Origin of the sequence: Streptomyces sp. NPDC102402, from assembly GCF_044765765.1 — a bacterium.
Classification (GTDB): domain Bacteria; phylum Actinomycetota; class Actinomycetes; order Streptomycetales; family Streptomycetaceae; genus Streptomyces.
Window position 1 is genome coordinate 134,578 of record NZ_JBIWKR010000006.1, and the last position, 17,848, is coordinate 152,425.

The 17,848-nt window shown below is 72.4% G+C and carries 18 protein-coding genes; 4 read left to right on the plus strand and 14 right to left on the minus strand.

All coding sequences use genetic code 11. The features are described 5' to 3' along the window. Positions 1 to 25: 25 nt before the first annotated feature. The 10 genes from ACIRJR_RS19890 to ACIRJR_RS19935 form a co-directional block, all read right to left on the minus strand. Entirely contained in the window at positions 26 to 1,675 is a 1,650-nt protein-coding gene (locus tag ACIRJR_RS19890; protein ID WP_403782223.1) for a (2,3-dihydroxybenzoyl)adenylate synthase, read from the minus strand. Next, positions 1,672 to 2,880, minus strand: coding sequence for an isochorismate synthase (locus ACIRJR_RS19895; protein WP_403782226.1), 1,209 nt, complete (start codon positions 2,878 to 2,880; stop codon positions 1,672 to 1,674). The genes ACIRJR_RS19890 and ACIRJR_RS19895 overlap by 4 nt, the downstream gene beginning before the upstream one ends. Before the next feature lie 57 nt (positions 2,881 to 2,937). Then, positions 2,938 to 3,726, minus strand: a complete 789-nt coding sequence (locus ACIRJR_RS19900) for a 2,3-dihydro-2,3-dihydroxybenzoate dehydrogenase (RefSeq protein WP_403782229.1) — start codon at positions 3,724 to 3,726, stop codon at positions 2,938 to 2,940. Then, complete coding sequence (locus ACIRJR_RS19905; protein WP_403782232.1) at positions 3,723 to 3,857, minus strand: hypothetical protein; 135 nt, start codon at positions 3,855 to 3,857, stop codon at positions 3,723 to 3,725. Before ACIRJR_RS19905 ends, ACIRJR_RS19900 begins: the two co-directional genes overlap by 4 nt. Before the next feature lie 390 nt (positions 3,858 to 4,247). After that, positions 4,248 to 4,655 (minus strand): SHOCT domain-containing protein, encoded by a 408-nt coding sequence (locus tag ACIRJR_RS19910; protein ID WP_403782235.1) that lies wholly within the window; start codon positions 4,653 to 4,655, stop codon positions 4,248 to 4,250. Between the two features lie 72 nt (positions 4,656 to 4,727). Further along, positions 4,728 to 5,222 (minus strand): FBP domain-containing protein, encoded by a 495-nt coding sequence (locus ACIRJR_RS19915; protein ID WP_403782238.1) that lies wholly within the window; start codon positions 5,220 to 5,222, stop codon positions 4,728 to 4,730. 56 nt (positions 5,223 to 5,278) lie between these two features. After that, a complete protein-coding gene (locus tag ACIRJR_RS19920) occupies positions 5,279 to 5,773 on the minus strand; it encodes an NUDIX hydrolase (protein WP_403782842.1) in 495 nt (164 codons plus the stop codon). Between the two features lie 65 nt (positions 5,774 to 5,838). Then, on the minus strand, positions 5,839 to 6,738 hold the full coding sequence (locus tag ACIRJR_RS19925) for a hypothetical protein (RefSeq protein ID WP_403782241.1): 900 nt from the start codon (positions 6,736 to 6,738) through the stop codon (positions 5,839 to 5,841). Further along, positions 6,735 to 7,742 (minus strand): SPFH domain-containing protein, encoded by a 1,008-nt coding sequence (locus tag ACIRJR_RS19930; RefSeq protein WP_403782244.1) that lies wholly within the window; start codon positions 7,740 to 7,742, stop codon positions 6,735 to 6,737. Before ACIRJR_RS19930 ends, ACIRJR_RS19925 begins: the two co-directional genes overlap by 4 nt. 205 nt (positions 7,743 to 7,947) lie before the next feature. Continuing rightward, positions 7,948 to 8,592, minus strand: a complete 645-nt coding sequence (locus ACIRJR_RS19935) for a TetR/AcrR family transcriptional regulator (RefSeq protein WP_403782247.1) — start codon at positions 8,590 to 8,592, stop codon at positions 7,948 to 7,950. 167 nt (positions 8,593 to 8,759) lie between these two features. Between ACIRJR_RS19935 and ACIRJR_RS19940 the strand changes: the two genes are divergently transcribed. Then, entirely contained in the window at positions 8,760 to 9,572 is an 813-nt protein-coding gene (locus ACIRJR_RS19940) for a phosphatase PAP2 family protein (RefSeq protein WP_403782250.1), read from the plus strand. Next, positions 9,569 to 10,537 (plus strand): DMT family transporter, encoded by a 969-nt coding sequence (locus tag ACIRJR_RS19945; protein ID WP_403782253.1) that lies wholly within the window; start codon positions 9,569 to 9,571, stop codon positions 10,535 to 10,537. Before ACIRJR_RS19940 ends, ACIRJR_RS19945 begins: the two co-directional genes overlap by 4 nt. Before the next feature lie 50 nt (positions 10,538 to 10,587). Here ACIRJR_RS19945 and ACIRJR_RS19950 read toward each other — a convergent pair whose 3' ends face one another. Beyond that, positions 10,588 to 11,139 carry a PadR family transcriptional regulator gene (locus ACIRJR_RS19950; RefSeq protein ID WP_403782255.1) on the minus strand — a complete coding sequence of 184 codons (552 nt, stop codon included), beginning with the start codon at positions 11,137 to 11,139 and terminating at the stop codon, positions 10,588 to 10,590. A 33-nt stretch (positions 11,140 to 11,172) separates the two neighbouring features. Next, on the minus strand, positions 11,173 to 13,188 hold the full coding sequence (locus ACIRJR_RS19955; RefSeq protein WP_403782845.1) for an FAD-dependent oxidoreductase: 2,016 nt from the start codon (positions 13,186 to 13,188) through the stop codon (positions 11,173 to 11,175). 206 nt (positions 13,189 to 13,394) lie between these two features. Here ACIRJR_RS19955 and ACIRJR_RS19960 point away from each other — a divergent pair, with 206 nt between their 5' ends. Together ACIRJR_RS19960 and ACIRJR_RS19965 are read left to right on the plus strand one after the other, a co-directional pair. Further along, positions 13,395 to 13,931: a DoxX family protein gene (locus tag ACIRJR_RS19960; protein ID WP_403782258.1), complete on the plus strand. Its 537-nt coding sequence runs from the start codon at positions 13,395 to 13,397 to the stop codon at positions 13,929 to 13,931. Positions 13,932 to 13,973: 42 nt separating this feature from the next. Then, positions 13,974 to 14,816: a DUF1206 domain-containing protein gene (locus ACIRJR_RS19965; protein WP_403782261.1), complete on the plus strand. Its 843-nt coding sequence runs from the start codon at positions 13,974 to 13,976 to the stop codon at positions 14,814 to 14,816. 39 nt (positions 14,817 to 14,855) lie between these two features. On the opposite strand, the gene ACIRJR_RS19970 is transcribed toward ACIRJR_RS19965, so the two are convergent. Further along, positions 14,856 to 16,235, minus strand: a complete 1,380-nt coding sequence (locus tag ACIRJR_RS19970) for a cryptochrome/photolyase family protein (protein ID WP_403782264.1) — start codon at positions 16,233 to 16,235, stop codon at positions 14,856 to 14,858. After that, entirely contained in the window at positions 16,232 to 17,743 is a 1,512-nt protein-coding gene (locus ACIRJR_RS19975; RefSeq protein ID WP_403782267.1) for an SDR family oxidoreductase, read from the minus strand. The genes ACIRJR_RS19970 and ACIRJR_RS19975 overlap by 4 nt, the downstream gene beginning before the upstream one ends. Positions 17,744 to 17,848: the final 105 nt, after the last annotated feature.

Genomic DNA, 17,848 nt, shown 5'->3' on the forward strand with positions numbered 1-17,848 from the left:
CTCTGGGCGGAACTCGGTGCTGATCTCAGTGCTGAGCGGGTGCGGTGCGGCCGGGGACCGCGTCGGAGCGCAGTCCCTTCTTGCTGACCTTGCCGATTCCGGTCTGTGGGAACGCCTCGACGAATTCGACGAGGTCGGGAATCTTGTACGCGGCGACACCGTGTTCGCGCACGAGGCGTTTCACCGCCGCCGGCCTCAGCGGCTCGGCGCCGTCGCGCAGGACGACGTAGGCCAGAGTGCGTTCGCCCAGGTACTCGTCGGCCACCCCGACCACGGACACGTCGTGCACCGACGGATGGCCGAGGATGATGTTCTCGATCTCCTCAGGGGCGACCTTCTCACCGCCCCGGTTGATCTGGTCCTTGGCACGCCCCTCGACGACCAGGTGGCCCGTCGGGGTACGGCGGACGATGTCGCCGGTGCGGTAGAAGCCGTCGGCGGTGAAGGCCTTCCTGTTGTGCTCGGGCGCACGCCAGTACCCGCGGATCGTGTACGGCCCGCGGGTCAGCAGGTGCCCGAAGCCCCCCTCGGCCACGTCCTGGTCGGCGTCGTCGACGACACGGATCTCGTCGTCCTCGGAGATCGGCAGGCCCTGGGTGGTGACCACCGTCTCGTGGTCGTCGTCCAGCCGCGTGTAGTTGACGAGCCCCTCGGCCATGCCGAAGACCTGCATGAGCCGGCACCCCAGCGCGGGTTCCAGCCGACGGGCGGCCGCCTCGCTGAACTTGGCGCCGCCGACGAGGACCAGGTCCAGGCTGGAGAGGTCGTGTGCGGTGGCGGGCGCGGCCTGCGTCCACAGCAGGGCGAGCGGCGGGACCATCCCGGTCATTGTGGCCCGCTCGCGCTCCACGAGCGGGAAGGCGGTGGCCGGGTCGGGGCCGGGACACAGGACCACGGTCCCCCCGGCGTAGAGCACTCCGAGCCAGCCCGGCGAGCTCATCGGGAAGTTGTGGGCGGCGGGGAGCACGACGAGGAAGCGGGTGTCACGGTCGACACCGCAGATCTCGTTGGACCCGCGCAGGGAGTAGATGTAGTCGTCGTGCGTCCGCGGGATGAGCTTGGGAACCCCCGTCGTGCCGCCCGAGAGCTGGAGGAAGGCCAGATCGTGCGGCTCCGGCTCGTACCCGGTCTCCGAGGGTTCGCACGGCACCTCGGACAGGGCGGTGTGCACGCCCGGGGAGCCGACGACGAAGACGTGCTCCAGGCTCGGAGTGCGCTCCTTGACCTTCGACGCGAGCGCGAGGTGGTCGAAGCCCGCATGGCGGTCGGGGATCACGTAGGCGACGGCCTCCGTGAAAGAGCAGAAGTACGCGATCTCCGTCTCGCGGTGCGCGGGGAGCGCGAAGACGGGCAGCGCGCCGACGCGGAAGAGCGCGAAGACCACTTCGATGAACTCGGCGATGTTCGGGAGCTGGACGACGACCCGGTCGCCAAGGGACACGCCACGGGCGGCGAATCCGGCGGCCAGCCGGGACGCCCGCTCGTCCAGCTCGCGGTACGTCCACGCGCGGCGCTCAGGGGCGGGGTCGACGATCGCGACGCGGTCGGGGTGCGCGGTGGCGCGCTCGCGCAGCACACCGCCGAACGTCTCTCCGCGCCAGTGGCCCGCCGCCCGGTAGCGCTCGGCGAACTCGGCCGGCCAGGTCGGTGCGTCAGGTGCCTGAGGGGTGGTCACAGGGAGGCTCCCACGGCGCTCAGGAAGGTCTGGAACTTGGCCTCGGTCTCCGCCGTCTCGGCGGCCGGTGAGGACTGCGCCACCACGCCGGCCCCGGCGAACAGCCGCAGGGTGCGGCCCTCGGCCTCGGCGCAGCGGATGGTCACGACCCAGTCGCCGTCGCCGTCCGCGTCCTGCCAGCCCACCATGCCGGTGTAGGCGCCGCGGTCGAAGGGCTCCGAGTCCGCGATGACCTGCCGTGCCACGTCGGTCGGCGTGCCGCAGACCGCGGGGGTGGGGTGCAGAGCCGACGCCAGGTCCAGAGCGGTGGACGACGGGTCGCGCAGTTCACCGGACAGCGTCGTCGACAGGTGCCACATGGCGGCGGTCCGTACGAGCGTGGGGCGTTCGGGCACGTCCAGGCGCGCGCAGAACGGCGCGAGAGCCTCGCGGATCGCGTCGACCACGACCGCGTGCTCGTGGAGGTCCTTCGGTGAGTCCAGCAGGGCGGCGGCCCTGCGGACGTCCTCCGCCAGATCGCTGCTGCGCGGGGCGGAGCCGGCCAGCGGGTTGGCGACGAGCCGGCCGCCCCGGCGGGCCACGAGGAGCTCGGGGCTCGCACCCACGAGCGTGCGGCCCGGGCCGCTGGGGACGGCGAAGGTGTATCCGTCGGGGTCGCGGCGGGCCAGCCTGCCCAGCATGCCCGTGAGGTCGAGGTCACGCGCCGAGGTCAGCTCCAGGGTACGGGCGAGGACGACCTTGTCGAACTCCCCGGCGCGCATCCGCCGCACGGCGGCGGCGACCGCGGCGGAGTACTCCGCCGCGGCCGGGATCTCCCGTATCCGCCAGTCGTCGCCTTGCTCCACGCCGGGGCCCCGCAGCGCGATCAGAGGGTCCGCCCGAAGGGAGGCCGCCCGTCTGACGGTCTCCGGGACGGCGAGGACCGCCGCACCGCCGGGCGAGAACGGCACGGAGCCGACGACGACCGGCGCGGGGCCGCCCGCACGCCGGGCGGCGTCCAGGACCTCCCGCACCCGCTGTGCCAGAGGCCGTGCGCCGTGTGGCACGAGTGCCGTGGTGCCCGAGGCGAGCAGCGTGTGCCGGGGGGTGGCGAGGAAACGGTCCGTGCCGGGCCGGTAGGCCTCCAGCAGGGCGGTCGCCGCACCGGGGGAGTCGGCCGGGGGAGGAGCGGCGGGCGAGGTGGGGACGCGCAGGGAGGCGGACATGGGTGGTCTCCAGGGGGCTGGCTCGAGCTGCGGCAGGGTGGCGGGGCGGGACGGGACTCAGGCCCGCAGCGTGGCTCCGCCGTCGACGTACAGGTCATGCATGGTGATGTGGCGGGCGCGGTCGGACACGAGGAAGGCGACCGCGTCGGCCACGTCGGAGGGCTCCGCCATCCGGCCGAGCGGGATACCCGTGCGGTACGCCGCCGAGTCGCCCTCGATGACACTGCGGGCGGAGGCCTCCTCGTCACCCGGCGTCCACATGCCGCGCTGCATGTCGGTCAGGGTCGACCCCGGGGAGACGGTGTTGCACCGCACTCCCCTGGCCGCCACCTCCAGGCCGAGGCACTTCGTGAACATCACGGACGCGGCCTTGGACGCCGCGTAGGCGGCCATGTTCGTCCTGGGGATGCCCGCGGCGTTGGAGGCGACGGTGACGATGCTTCCGCGGCCCCGCCCGGTCATGCGGCGGGAGACGGACCGTGACACGTGGAAGACACCATGGGTGTTGACGGCGAACGTGGCCGCCCACTCCTCGTCCGGAATGTCCGCGACCGGTGAACCGCGCAGGATTCCCGCCACGTTGACCGCGATGTCCAGCGGGCCGAGCGTGCTCTCGGCGTCCGCGACGAGGTCCTCGACGGCGGTGGGGTCCGTGACGTCGAGCCGGCGGGCGGTCACCTGGCCGTCGTACGCTCTCGCGAGGTCCGCGACGCCGTCCTCGGCCAGGTCGGTCGCCAGGACACGGGCTCCGCGTGCGGCGAGGGCGTGGACGACCGCCGCGCCTATGCCGCGCCCCGCGCCGGTCACGAGGGCGAGCCGGCCCGCGAGTTCCTGGTCGCCGCTCACTTGGCCACGGCCTTCCGGATGCCGCCGAGCGCGTGGACGGCGGCCTGTGCGCCACTCCGGATGGTCCACCTGCTGCCGTCGACGACGGGACGTGCGATGCCGCGGGACGAGGGGGGCGAGTACGGCGCCATGGCCTGGGATCTCCGTTTGCATTCGGACGAGTCCCGTTCCGGCGGGGCGCTCTCCGTACTCCGTGCCGGAGAGAAGCGGTACACGGCGCACCACTTCAGGGCACAGGGGTGCCCCATGGCCTCGCCAGAACCGGACGAGTGCGTTTAGGTTAGGCTAACCTTATGTGGTCTGCGCAAGGGGGTCGGCCGAGATCAGCCGGATCCCGACCGTCGAAGGGCCTTCCGGCCCGGGGCACCCAACTCCCCGGACGGTCAGGTGACTTCTCCCGGTCGCGGGGCTCCGGGGGCGGTCCCGCAAGGGCGGGTGGCGTCCTCGCGGCGCCCGCACGTGACCCGTACACGCGTCTGCCGCCCGGTTCGGCCGAACCGGGCGGCAGACGCATGTACGGGTCAGACGAGGAGCTTGGCCTTGGCCTTCTCGTACTCCTCCTGGCTGAGGTGGCCCTTCTCCTTGAGCTCGGCGAGCTTGGCGAGCTCGGACGCGTGTCCGCCGCCGGTTCCCGAGCCGTCCTCCGGTCGGGCGGCCTGCCGCACGTACTGCCGGAAGGCCGCCTCGCGGTCCTCGGCCTCCTTCACGTCGCGCCGGCCCATGCTCTTGCCCCTGGCGATGAGGTAGACCAGTACGCCCACATAGGGCAGCACGATCACGAAGACGACCCAGCCGGCCTTGGCCCAGCCGTTCAGCGAGTGGTCCCGGAAGATGTCCGTGACCACCTTGAAGAGCAGGAAGAACCACAGCACCCAGAGGAACACGTACATCATGGTGAGGAAGAGGTTCAGGAGCGGATAGTCGTCCATGGGGCTACTCCGATCGCGCGGACAGTCCCCTATTCGTACATCCGCTCACGAGCCATCGCATTTCTGGAGGACTCAGGCAGCCAGCAGGTCGAGGAACGCCGAGAGCTTGTTCCTCGACCGTTCGATCTGCTGTTCCACCGTCAGCGACTCCTCGAAGCGCCCGCCCGGGGCGGGGGTCTTCTTTCCGCGTACGTACAGCGAGCAGTCGAGGTCGGTGCAGAGGTAGATGCCGACCGAATTGCCGTCCCGGCCGGCCTGGCCCCGCTTGCGGGCCGTCATCAGGGAGACGCCGCTGCCCGGGTGCGTCGTCAGGCAGACCGAGCACATGCTGCGGTGCAGGAAGCCACGCTGCTGGGACGGGAAGCGGAGCGTGATGCCGATGAGCTCGCCCCGCAGTTCGGTGACCACATAGCTCCGGTCGGGGGCGGACAGGTCGCGCCAGCCCAGGAAGTCGAGATCGTCCCAGCTGCGCTCGTCGAGGTCCCGTGGGAGCGGCAGGCGCTTCGCCTCTCCCTTGGAACAGTTGACGAACGACGCCCGGATGTCCTGCTCACTGACTGCTTTCATGGCATCGACGCTAACTCTGCCTATGACTCCTAGGCAAATAATTATCGGACCTAGGGCTACGCCTGGGAGGATTCGATCCGCAGGAGGTGGGCCGCCGGATGCCCGATACCGAGGTCCGGGCGCCAGGCGGCCAGGATCTGGGCCGATGGGTCGAACAGCGGGCCGGGGAGGTCGTCGGGGGCGGTCCACCGCCAGGTGCTGATCAGGTGCGGCTCGGTGACCCTGGGCTCCGCCGCCTCCACCCTCACCAGCGCGGCCATGCTGATCCGGTGGATGCCGCCCACCACGTCGTGCAGCATCGCGAACACGGTCACGTCCTCGTCGCGCACGAGGAGTCCGGTCTCCTCGCGCAGCTCACGGGCGGCGGCCGCCGCGACCGACTCGTGCGTCGGATCGACCATCCCGCCGGGCAGCTCCCAGGTGCCGCCGCGATGCCGGCCGAGCAGAATCCTGCCTTCTCCGTCCTGTACGACGACCCCCACCCCGAACCCGGCCCGGGCGAGTGGCGGACGGGTGTTGCGGGTCAGGTCGCCGAGGGGGTTGTCGGCCATGCGCTGCTTGTCTCCCGGCTGGTCGGTCACTTGTCCTCAAGGGGTCCGTCATCGTCGCACGAGGCTCACGCCACCAGGTTGAGCGAGGTGTCCGAGACTCCCAGACGGATCGTCTGACCCCAGGTCAACTCCAGTGCGTCGGACTCCATCCCGTCACCGAACACCACCATCCGGTCCGACTCCACGGTGAGCCTGAGCGCGTCGCGGCGGCCCAGTTCGCCCGCGACCATCGAGGTGCCGGTGGCCGGTGAGGGCCAGGCCTCGCGAACGAACCAGACGAGCCGCGGATCGGACGGGGCCGGCAGGGGCGGCGGGCTGTCACGCTCGATCCAGAGGGAGCGCAGCCAGCCGGTGGATCCTGTCCCGGTGCCGACCAGCACGCCCGAGGACGCCTGGGACTCACCGGCGGAGGGGGAGCCGTCCGGGGCGATGCGGTAGCGGGCCGTCTGGTGGCCGGGTGACCCGAGGTAGATCTCGTTGAGGGCGAGCAGCCGCTGCGTGTCGTCGGCGACCGCCTCGGTCATCGTGAGCGCGTCCACGCGCCCGCCGGGGGTGACGGCGGCCCGGCACAGCGCCGCCGTGTCGCGGGACCGGTGGCGGACGAGGACGCCGGGGTTGCGCCCGGGGTCGGCGTCGATGCCGACGACCGGCTGGCCGGACAGGTACTTGGCGGCGTTGGCCACCAGGCCGTCCTGTCCCACGACGATCACCACGTCCTCCGGGCCGAAGAGGAAACGGTCGAGGTCCGCCCGCTCCACCCGGGTCCGCCGCCACCGCAACGGCAGGGCGGCGGCCACCTCGGTGAGCGCCTTCTCGTTGCGCCGGTGACGCGCGGCGACCTCCTCGATCGACCGGCCGCGCGCGGCGAGCACGAACGCGGCCTGCCCGTGCGTGCCGTGCCGCGCCAGGAGCTCCTCGTACTCGGTCGTGCGGTGCACCAGCACCGCGCGCGGGGCCAGACTCACGCCCCCGCCTCCGGCCTGCCGAGCCGGGTGAGCAGGCCCGTCACGACGTCGGGGGAGAGGGTGAGGCTGTCGATGCGGGGCAGATTCTCGGCCAGCCGCGTCGCCGCCAGGGCGTGCAGCGTCCCGGGATCCACCTCGGCGTGCGCCCGCAGCCAGGCGGCCTGTGCCTCGGCGCGGGCCGCCCCGACCTCGCGCGCGGCCGCCGCCTCCGCGCGGGCCAGCCGCACGGTGCGGTCCGCCTCGGCCGCCGTGCGTACTCCGTCGGCCGCCGACTTCTCCTCGGCCTCCCGGCGGGCGTTGGTGCCGCGCTGGTCCACCAGCTGCTCCTCGCGCCGCGCGAGCTCGATCTTGCTGGCCAGCTCGTTCTCGGCGATGGTGCGCTCGCGCTCCACGGCTACCGCCCGGCGCTCGTACACCGACCGGTCGGCCTCCTGCTGGATCTGTTCCCTGGCCGGGGTGCGCAGGGCGCGCTCGACCTCGGCCTCGGGCCGGATGGCGACGACGCGCACGGCGACCACGTCGATGCCGGTCGCGGGCAGCCGGGGCTCGGCCGCCAGTCCGGTGGCCACGCTCTCCCGGACGGCCGCGACGCCGTCGACCAGGGCGGTGGCGAGGGGGGTCCGGGCCAGGACGTCGAGAGTGTGCTGCTGTGCCGTCTCGGTGAGCAGGGTGGCGATCTGCTCCAGCGGCGTACCGCGCCAGACGCCGGTGTCGGGGTCCACCGAGAAGTCGAGCCGGGTGGCCGCCACGGCGGGGTCGCTGATCCGGTAGGTGACCGTGGCCTGCACGGTCACGTCCTGGAAGTCGGCGGTACGGGCGTGGAACGCCATCGCCAGCTCGCGGTCGTCGACCGGGATCTCGGAGAGCGCAGCGGTGAGCGAGCGGTACCAGAAGCTCAGCCCGGGACCGTCGTGGACGAGCTTGCCGCGCCTGTGGTGGCGGATGTGGGCGGTGGGCGCGGAGCGCAGGTGCCGCCTGCCGAAGCGCCGGGTGATGTCTGCCATGTCTGGGACCTCTTTCTCGTCATAGCGACGATAACGAAGCCCCGGCGATATCGTCAAGAGGACGACAAGGGTCCTCGGGGTGTGACGCGGCCGGCCGGTGGTCTCCTCGGAAACCACCGGCCGGCCGGGTGTGCGCCGTCCCCGTCCCCACGGTGCGGCGCGCGGGTGGGCCCTCGTCATCCGCTCGGACGACGGCCCACGTTCATCAGGTCCCGCTTCCCCGGGGAGCGGGAGGGGTGGGGGTGAGGCCGAGTGCGGGGAGTACGGCGCACTCGATGAAGCCGGTGAGGAAGGCGTCGTCCGTGTACCGCCCCTCCAGGAGCGGCCGGGCGCGCATGATGCCCAGCACCTGTGCGGCCACGTAGTCCGCGGCGGGGTTGTCGGCCGTGATCTCGCCGCGCCGGACGGCGCGCCCGACCATCGCGTCGATCGCGGCGATGGCCGGCGTGATCAGCGTGGAGCGCATGGCGCAGAGCAGGTCGGGATTCTGGAGCGCGGCGTGGCTGAGTGCGTGCATCAGGGCGGTGTCCTGGCCGGAGGCGGCGTCCACCACCCGCGCGGTCTCGTACAGGTCGCCGCTCAGGCTGCCGGTGTCGATGTCGGAGAACAGGGTCCTGCGGGTGCTGTGCAGTGCGGCGACGACCAGCTCCGGCTTGGAACCCCACTGCCGGTAGAGCGTCGACTTCCCGCACCGGGTCCGGGCGGCGACGCCCTCCATGGTCAGCGCGTCGTACCCGCTCTCGCGGACCAGGTCCAGCACCGCGTTGTAGAGCTCCTGTGCCCGCTCCGGTGTGATCTTCGACCTGCGTGACGCGGGTGCGGACTCCTGTGCGGAACCGGGCGACGGCATCTGCTTCCCTCTCTGCGGCTCTGCGGCTGGGGACCCTCGGTACGCCAGTGTACCGATACGCCAGTGTACCGATACGCCGTCGTATCGGTACACTGGCGTATCGATACGGCGTGGAGCGGCCATGCCGTACGCCGCGACAGCGCACCGTCAGCAAAGGGGCACGGGTGATGCACGCCCGCAGTGAGCCCGCGGAGCGGGAGCCGGACACCACAGCCCGACCGCCCCTCGTCCGCGAACTGCTTCTGATAGCCGGACTCTTCCTCGTCTACAAACTCGGCCGGCAGGCCGCGAACGGCCACGTCGAGGAAGCCTTCCGCAACGCCGGGCACGTCTGGAGCTTCGAACGGGCCGTCGGCCTCCCCGGCGAGGGAGCCGTGCAGGGCCTTCTCCTGCACAGCCGCACCCTCGTCGAGACGGCGAACACCTACTACGCGGCCGTGCACTTCCCGGCGACCCTCGGCTTCCTGCTCTGGCTGTACCTGCGCCGCCCGCGTCACTACGTCTGGGCGCGACGGATCCTGACCGCGCTCACCGGCGCGGCGCTCGCGCTGCACCTGCTCTTCCCGCTGGCGCCCCCGCGGATGCTGCGCGCGGCGGGCCTCGTGGACACCGCCCAGGTCTACGGCCCCTCGGTGTACGGGGACACCCCCGCGACCGACTCGATGGCCAACCAGTTCGCCGCCATGCCGTCCCTGCACCTGGGCTGGGCACTCGTGGTGGCCATCGGGCTGATCGCCGCCACCCGCTCCCGGTGGCGGCTGCTCTGGCTGCTGCACCCCGCGCTCACCCTGCTCGTCATCGTGGGCACCGCCAACCACTACTGGCTCGACGCGATCGTGGTCTCCGCCCTGCTCGCCGTCGCCTTCGCCGCGCTCAGGCTGCCGGGCGCACCGGTCCGCACGCACCTGCCGTGGGCCGCCCCCATCCCTGTCCAGACCTACGCGTCACCCGCGTACGCACGCCCTGGAGCGCGGCGATGAACGCCACCCTCACAGCCGTCGCCCTCTCCCTCGTCTCCGCCGGCGCCTACGCGGCCGCCGCCGTGGCACAGGCCCGGCTCGCCGGCCGTACCGATCCCTCCGCCGGGGCGTTCCGGCTGATGCGGCGGGGGGCCTGGTGGTCCGCGGTCGGCCTGAACGCGGGCGGGGCGCTCCTGCACGTGGCCGCGCTGAAGTACGGACCGCTGACCCTGGTCCAGCCGCTGGGCGCACTCACCCTCGTTGCCGCCGTCCCGCTCGGGGCCCGCGCCGCGGGCCGCCGGGTCAGCCGTACGGAATGGCGCGGCACGCTCCTCACCCTCGTGGGCCTCGCCGCGCTGCTCCTGGCCGCGGGCGGTGCCGCGCCGCACGACACGCTGAGCCTCCCCGAGGCCCTGGGTGCCGGAGCCGTGACCATGGCGCTCGTCGCCGTGCTCAGCCGCCCGGGCACGCGTCCGGGGCTCCGGCACGCCGCGGCCTCGGGCATCACCTCCGGAGTGGCCTCCGCCCTCACCCAGACCCTGACGGTCGCGGCGACCGACCACTCCGGGCCCTTGCTCAGCTGGCGGCTCGTGACCGTGGCGCTGCTGGTCTCCTTCTTCGCCCTGGGCGGGCTGATGCTCTCCCAGACCGCCTATCGCGGCGGCCTCGGGGCCCCGCTCGCCGTCGTCACCCTCGCCAACCCGGTCGCCGCCGCCGCGATCGGCCTGGTCCTGCTCGGCGAACGCCTCCAGGGAGGGCTGCTCGGCCTGGTCCCCGCGCTCATCGGTGCCGCTGCCGCCGTGCACGGCGTGATCCTGCTCAGCCGTGCGCAGGCGGGGGACGCCCCGGCGGCCGCCTCTGTTCCGGCTCCGGCGCCGTCGCGGGTCGTCATCGCCGGCCCGTCGACCACCGCCCCACGTCCCGCCGAACCGTTCGCGCTCCGGTCGGAGCCGATGCACGACATGGTCCCCCACGCCTCGGGTTGACGGCCGACCGGAGGACGCCCTCTGCGCCGGCCTGTCGGGGGAGGGGTGAATCAGCTCGGTCCGCCGGGCCGGCCGCGGTCGAGGTCCTCGATCGCCCTGCTCAGCCAGCCCGTCCAGAACGTCTCCAGGTCGATACCCCCGCGCAGCACCAGATGGCGCAGCCGGTCCTCGTCCGCGGTCCGCTCCGGCGGGAAGTCCCGCTTCTCGATCTCCAGGTACTCCGCCAGCTGGTCCTGGTGCAGCACGAGGTGCCTGCGCAGCTCCCCGGCGAGGCCGGGGGCGCCCACGACCGCCGCCGCCCGCATCCTCAGGAGCAGGGGATCACGGACCGGCCGCGGGTCCTCGGACAGCGACACCCAGGCCGCCAGCTCCGCACGGCCGGCGGGCAGCACCTCGTACTCCTTCTTCTGGCCGCGGGCGGGCCGCGGCGCCGGCAGGACCCGGATGTGACCGGCGTGCTCCAGTTTGCCCAGCTCGCGGTAGATCTGCTGATGCGTGGACGGCCAGAAGTAGCCGATCGACCGGTCGAACCTCCGCGTCAGTTCGAGACCCGACGACGGCTTCTCGAGCAGCGCGGTGAGGATCGCGTGGGGCAGTGACATGGAGTGCAGTCTAAGGACGGCGGGAGCGGTTGCTCACAGCTCCGCGGCGAGCTCTGTGCCCTGGCGGATCGCCCGCTTGGCGTCCAGCTCCGCGGCCACGTCGGCTCCGCCGATCAGGTGTACCGGGCGGCCCGCGGCGCGCAGCTCCTCGTACAGCTCACGGCGCGGTTCCTGACCGGCGCACAGCACCACGGTGTCGACCTCCAGCAGGTGCTGTTCGCCGTCGACGGTCACGTGCAGGCCCTCGTCGTCGATCAGGTCGTACGAGGCGCCCGCGATCATGTTCACCCCGCGGTGGCGCAGTTCGGTGCGGTGGATCCAGCCGGTCGTCTTCCCGAGCCCCGCACCGACCTTGGTGGTCCTGCGCTGGACGAGGTGCACCGTGCGCGGCGCCTTCGGACGCTCCGGCACCCCCAGCCCGCCCCGGTCCGCGTACTCCGTGTCGACGCCCCACTGCCGGAAGAAGACCTCGGGGTCCAGGCTCGCCGCGTCCCCGCCGTCGGTCAGGAACTCGGCGACGTCGAAGCCGATGCCGCCCGCCCCGATGACCGCCACCCGCTCACCGACCGGGGTGCCGTCGCGCAGGACGTCCAGGTAGCTCACCACGCTGGGGTGGCCGACCCCGGGGATCGCGGGGGTGCGCGGCTCGACCCCGGTCGCCAGGACGACCTCGTCGAAGCCGTCGAGGGCGGCCGCCGTGGCCCGGGTGCCGAGGAGGAGCTCGACGCCCTCCTCGGCGAGGCGGGTACGGAAGTAGCGCAGGGTCTCGTTGAACTCCTCCTTGCCCGGGACCCGCCTCGCCACGTCGAGCTGGCCGCCGATCTCGTCGGCCGAGTCGAACAGCGTCACCGCGTGGCCGCGCTCGGAGGCCGTGACCGCGCAGGCGAGCCCGGCGGGCCCGGCGCCCACCACCGCGACGCGCTTGCGGGTCCGGGTCGGCGACAGCACGAGTTCGGTCTCGTGGCAGGCGCGCGGATTGACCAGGCAGGAGGTGATCTGCAGGCTGAAGATGTGGTCCAGGCACGCCTGGTTGCAGCCGATGCAGGTGTTGATGGCGTCGGCGCGGCCCGCGGCGGCCTTGGCGACGAAGTCGGGGTCGGCCAGGAAGGGCCTCGCCATGGACACCATGTCCGCGCGGCCCGAGGCGAGGACCTCCTCGGCCAGCTCGGGCGTGTTGATGCGGTTGCTGGTCACCAGCGGCACGGAGACCGCGCCCCGCACCCGCTCCGTCACCCAGGTGAAGGCTCCCCGCGGCACGGAGGTCGCGATGGTCGGGATGCGGGCCTCGTGCCAGCCGATGCCGGTGTTGATGATGGTCGCGCCCGCCGTCTCGATCTCTCGGGCGAGGTGGACGACCTCCTCGAGCGTGGAACCGCCGGGCACCAGGTCCAGCATCGACAGCCGGTAGATCAGGATGAAGTCGGGGCCGACCCGCTCACGGACCCGGCGCACGATCTCCACGGGGAAGCGGATGCGGTTCTCGTACGAGCCGCCCCAGCGGTCCTCGCGGCGATTCGTCGCCGCGACGACGAACTCGTTGATCAGATATCCCTCGGAGCCCATGATCTCGACTCCGTCGTACCCCGCGCGCCGTGCGAGTTCCGCGGCCCGGACGAAGTCCTCGATGGTCTCCTCGACCTCGTCGTCCGTCAGCGCGTGCGGGGTGAACCCGCTGATCGGAGCCTTGAGGGCGCTGGGCGCCACCAGGTCCGGATGGTGGGCGTACCGCCCGAAGTGCAGGATCTGCATCGCGATCCGGCCGCCCGCCGCGTGCACGGCCGACGTGACCTCGGTGTGCTGCTCCGCCTCCGCCTCGGTGGTCATCTTCGCGCCGCCGGGGAAGGAGCACGCGCGCTCGCTGGGCGCGATGCCGCCGGTGACCATGAGGCCGACCCCACCCCGTGCACGGGCCGCGTAGAACGCGGCCATCCGCTCGAAGCCACGCTCCACCTCCTCCAGACCGATGTGCATCGACCCCATCAGCACCCGGTTCGGGAGCGTGGTGAATCCGAGGTCGAGCGGGCTCAGCAGGGTGGGGTACGGGCTCATCCGGGTCTCCTCGCAGGTGTCGTCGAGCCAGTTGTAGACCACCCGGCCCTGCTTATGCAACAAGTTGCACAATGGCGTACGTCGCAGTCGCCGCAAGGCGGGGACACGAATGGCCCAACACCATCGGACCCCGCTGCCCGGACCGGACGAGAGTGGATCGGTAAGGCCCGACGCCGCTGCTCCTCCTCGCTGACAGGAGACACCTCATGACCTGCATCAACCGACGTGACCTCGGACTGCTCGCGCTCAGAGTCGGAACCGGGGCAGTCCTCGCGGCCCACGGCAGTCAGAAACTGGCCGGGTGGTTCGGCGGTGGGGGGATCGAGGGGACCACCGCGGCGATGGAGGCCATGGGCTTCCACCCGCCGAAGCACAGCGCCCTGGCGGCGGGAATCGGGGAGGCGGGCGGCGGCATCCTGCTGGCACTCGGCCTGGCCACCCCCGCAGCGGGTGCCGCGGCCGCGGGCACCATGGCGGGTGCCGTCGCCGTGCACGCTCCCGCGGGCTTCTTCGCCATGAGCGGCGGCTACGAATACCCGGCGTTCCTCGGTTTCACGGCCGCCGCGATCGGACTGACGGGCGCGGGGCGCTACTCCCTGGACCACGCCACCTGTCACGTCCTCGACCGGCCGTGGGTCGTCGCCCTCGCGTTCGCGGGCAGCGCGCTGGCCGCTGCGGCCGTCGTCGGACGGCGGGCCAAGGAGCAAGGGGCCGCGGACGAGCCGGCTGACGACGGCGTGTAGCTCTTCCGCATTGTTCGCCGTTTCAGGGGCACTCGGCAGTGCATGAATGCGAACGCACTGTCGATGAACGCACGCGGCCAGGCACGAAGAGCCGCACGCAGCCGCGCCATGGACATCGGGGCCCGCGCCGGGTTCGTGGCGCGAGGAGTGATCTACCTGCTGGTGGGGATGCTCGCCCTGCGCATCGCCTTCTCCGACGGGGGCGGAAAGCAGGCCGACCGTGGCGGCGCCATCGCGGAGATAGCGGAGAAGCCTTTCGGGAACATCCTGCTCTGGGCCCTCGGCCTCGCGCTGGCCGGCATGGCCCTCTGGCGGCTGTCCGAGGCCTTCTTCGGCCAGGCGGGCCCTGACGGCGACAAGCCGGGCAAGCGGGCCATGGCGGCAGCGCGCTTCCTCTTCTACTCCTTCGTGTCGTACTCCGTGCTGTCCTACGCGGCCGGTGACAAGGGCAGCGGCAGCGGATCCAGCGACAAGCAGACCGGCGACGTCACGGCGCGCGCCCTGGAGTGGACGGGCGGTCAGTGGATCGTCGGGGGCGCGGGTGTCGTCGTGGCCTGCGCCGGCCTCTGGATCGCCTTCCGGGCCGCCGCACGCAAGTACCACAAGCATCTGAAGATGGCCGAGATGACGAAGAGGACCCGTCAGGCCGTCGACGTCACGGGCGTGTTCGGCGGCGTCGTGCGCGGTGCGGTCTTCGCGACGGCAGGCGGGTTCGCCGTGGCCGCGGCCGTCCAGCACGAACCGGGCCGAGCCAAGGGCATGGACGACACCCTGCGGTCCTTCACCGAGACGCCCGCGGGCCCCTGGCTGCTCGTCTTCATCGCACTCGGCCTGGCCGCCTTCGGCCTCTTCTCCTGGGCCAACGCCCGTTACCGCAAGGTCTGAGCCGGAACGGCCCGATCCGCCCGGGGCCCTGCCCCGGGCTCAGTCGAGCCCCCGCGCCTCCTTGAACCGGGCCAGCCCCTCCGACAGCCCGACCGACGGCTCCGGGTAGTCGCAGCGGGCGCGTTCCCGCTCCGGCAGCTTCCACGGCTCGTGCACGGCCGCCCCGGTGACCTCCGCGAGCTCGGGCACCCAACGGCGTACGTAGGCCCCGTCCGGGTCGTACCGCTTGGCCTGCGTCACCGGGTTGAGCACGCGGTTGGGGCGGCTGTCGGTGCCCGTCCCGGCCACCCACTGCCAGTTGAGCTGGTTGTTGGCGACGTCCCCGTCGACGAGCAGGTCCAGGAAGTGCCGCGCTCCGGTCCGCCAGTCCACGTACAGCGTCTTGGTGAGGAAACTGGCTGTCAGCAGCCGCCCCCGGTTGTGCATCCAGCCCTCCTGGAGCAGCTGGCGCATCGCCGCGTCGACGATCGGATAGCCCGTGCGGCCCTCCTGCCAGGCCGCCGTCTCCGCCTCCGCCGAACGCCCCGTACGCCAACGGTCCTGCCGCGGACGGTAGTCGGAGCCGGACGCAGCCGGGCGGGCCGCCAGGACCTGGTGGTGGAAGTCCCGCCAGCACACCTGCCGTACGAAGGCCTCCGCGCCCGGTCCGCCCGCGTCGCGGGCACGGTGGACGACCTCGACCGGGGAGAGCGTGCCGAAGTGCAGGTGTGGCGAGAGCCGCGAGGTCGCGTCGCCCGCCAGGTCGTCGTGGAGCTCCTCGTACGAAGCGAGTCCGTGCCGGCGCCACGCACTGAACAGCTTGCGCCCTTGCCCCTCCCCGCCCTCGGCCAGGCCTGGCGACAGTCCCCGCACGCCGTCCCGCGAAGGCAGTGCGGCGGACGCGGGGCCCTCCGGCACACGCACGTTGCGAGGCGCCCGGAACGGCGAGCGGAGCCCTTCCTCGCTCCAGCGGCGGAAATACGGGGTGAAGACGGCGAAGTGGTCCCTGCCCGCGCCGGAGGGAACCACCGCGCCGGGCGCGACCGCGGTGATCACCGCGTCGTGCACGCTCAGCCGGCAGCCCATGGCCGTGAGGGCCTCGCGCAGCCGCTCCTCACGGCGCTGTGCGAACGAGCTGACGCCCGCCGCCATGTGCACCGCGCCGGCCCCGGTCTCCGTGACGATCCTGCCGACCTCCTTCGCCACCTCGCCCTCGCGGACGACCAGGCGCCCGCCGCGCTCGCGGAGCCCCGCGTCCAGGTCCCGCAGGCAGTCGGCCAGGAACGCGCGCCGGTTGGGGGCGTCGAACCCGGCGGCCCCGACGGCGTCGTCCAGCACGAAGAGGGGCACCACCTCGTCGGCCGACGCGAGGGCGGCGTGCAGGGGCGGATGGTCGTGGAGCCGCAGATCGGAAGTGAACAGGACGACGGCCACGGTCATTTCGTCACACCCGCCGCTCCTCGGACCGCCGCCTGGGCGATGTTGCGCGCCATCCCACCGAAGACCACCGCGTGGAAGGGGGAGACGCTCCACCAGTACGCGTGGCCGAGCAGTCCCGCCGGATGGAAGACGGCCCGCTGACGGTAGTGGGACCGGCCGTTCTCGCCCTTCTCCGCGTACATCTCCAGCCAGGCCAGGCCCGGTAGCCGCATCTCCGCGCGGAGCCTGAGCAGCCGGCCGGGCTCGATCTCCTCCACCCGCCAGAAGTCCAGGGAGTCACCCACGCGCAGCCGCTGGGCGTCGCGCCTGCCCCGGCGCAGGCCCACACCACCGATGAGTCGGTCCAGCCAGCCTCTGACCGCCCATGCGAGAGGGAACGAGTACCAGCCGTTGTCACCGCCGATCCCCTCCACGACCCTCCACAGGGCCTCGGGGGAGGCGTCCACATCGAGCTCGCGCACATCGGTGTACAGGCTCCCGCCCGCCCAGTCGGGGTCGGTGGGAAGCGGATCGCTGGGGATGCCCGGGACGGACGCGGAGGACCACCGCGTCGTCACCCTCGCCTCGCGCACCCGCTGCAGGGCGAGCGAGAGAGCCGTGTCGAAGGGAAAGGGCTGCCCGGGTTCGTCCGGGACGTGCTGGGCGATGTCGTGTTCGTGGCACACGACCTCGTAGCGCAGGGACTCCGCGAGCGGCCGGGCGATCGTCGCGGGCACGGGGGTGACCAGGCCGACCCAGTGACTGGAGAGGCCCGGCGACAGCATCGGTACCGGCAGGATCAGGCGGTGTCGCAGGTTGGCGACCGCCGCGTACTTCTGCATCATGTCGCGGTACGTCATGACGTCCGGCCCTCCGATGTCGAAGGTGCGGTTCACGTCGGCGGGCATGCGCGCACTGCCCACCAGGTAGCGCAGGACGTCCCGGACGGCGATCGGCTGGATCCGTGTCGACACCCAGCTCGGCGTGACCATGACCGGCAGGCGCTCGGTGAGATAGCGCAGCATCTCGAAGGACGCCGAGCCCGACCCGATGATGACGGCGGCGCGCAGCACGGCCGTCGGCACGCCCGAATCGAGCAGGAGGCGGCCGACCTCGGCGCGTGAACGCAGGTGCGGGGACAGCTCCTCCGCGGGGACGTCATCAGGGGCCAGCCCGCCCAGGTAGACGATGCGCCCCACGCCGGCCGCCTTCGCCTGCTCTCCGAAGATCCGCGCCGCCTCACGGTCGGTCTTCTCGAATCCGGGCCCGGAGGTCAGCGCGTGGACGAGGTAGTAGGCGACGTCGACGTCGCGCATCGCCGCGCTCAGGGACTCGGCGTCGGTCACGTCGCCCTTGACCACGTCGGCCTCGCCCGCCCACGGGTAGTCCCGCAGCTTCTCCGGGGTCCGCGCCAGGCAGCGCACCCGGTGGCCGGCCTCCAGGAGCTCCGGCACGAGGCGTCCCCCGATGTATCCGGTCGCGCCCGTCACCAGACACCGCAGTGCGCCGCTGTCGTCCTTGCTCTCCATGACCCCTCGCTCCGGCTCGTGTCTCCTCCGACCACCGTGTCCCCGAGAGGGTCGTTCCGCATGCCTGCGGGGTCCGGACACGCCGAAGCCCACCCCTCCGGGTGG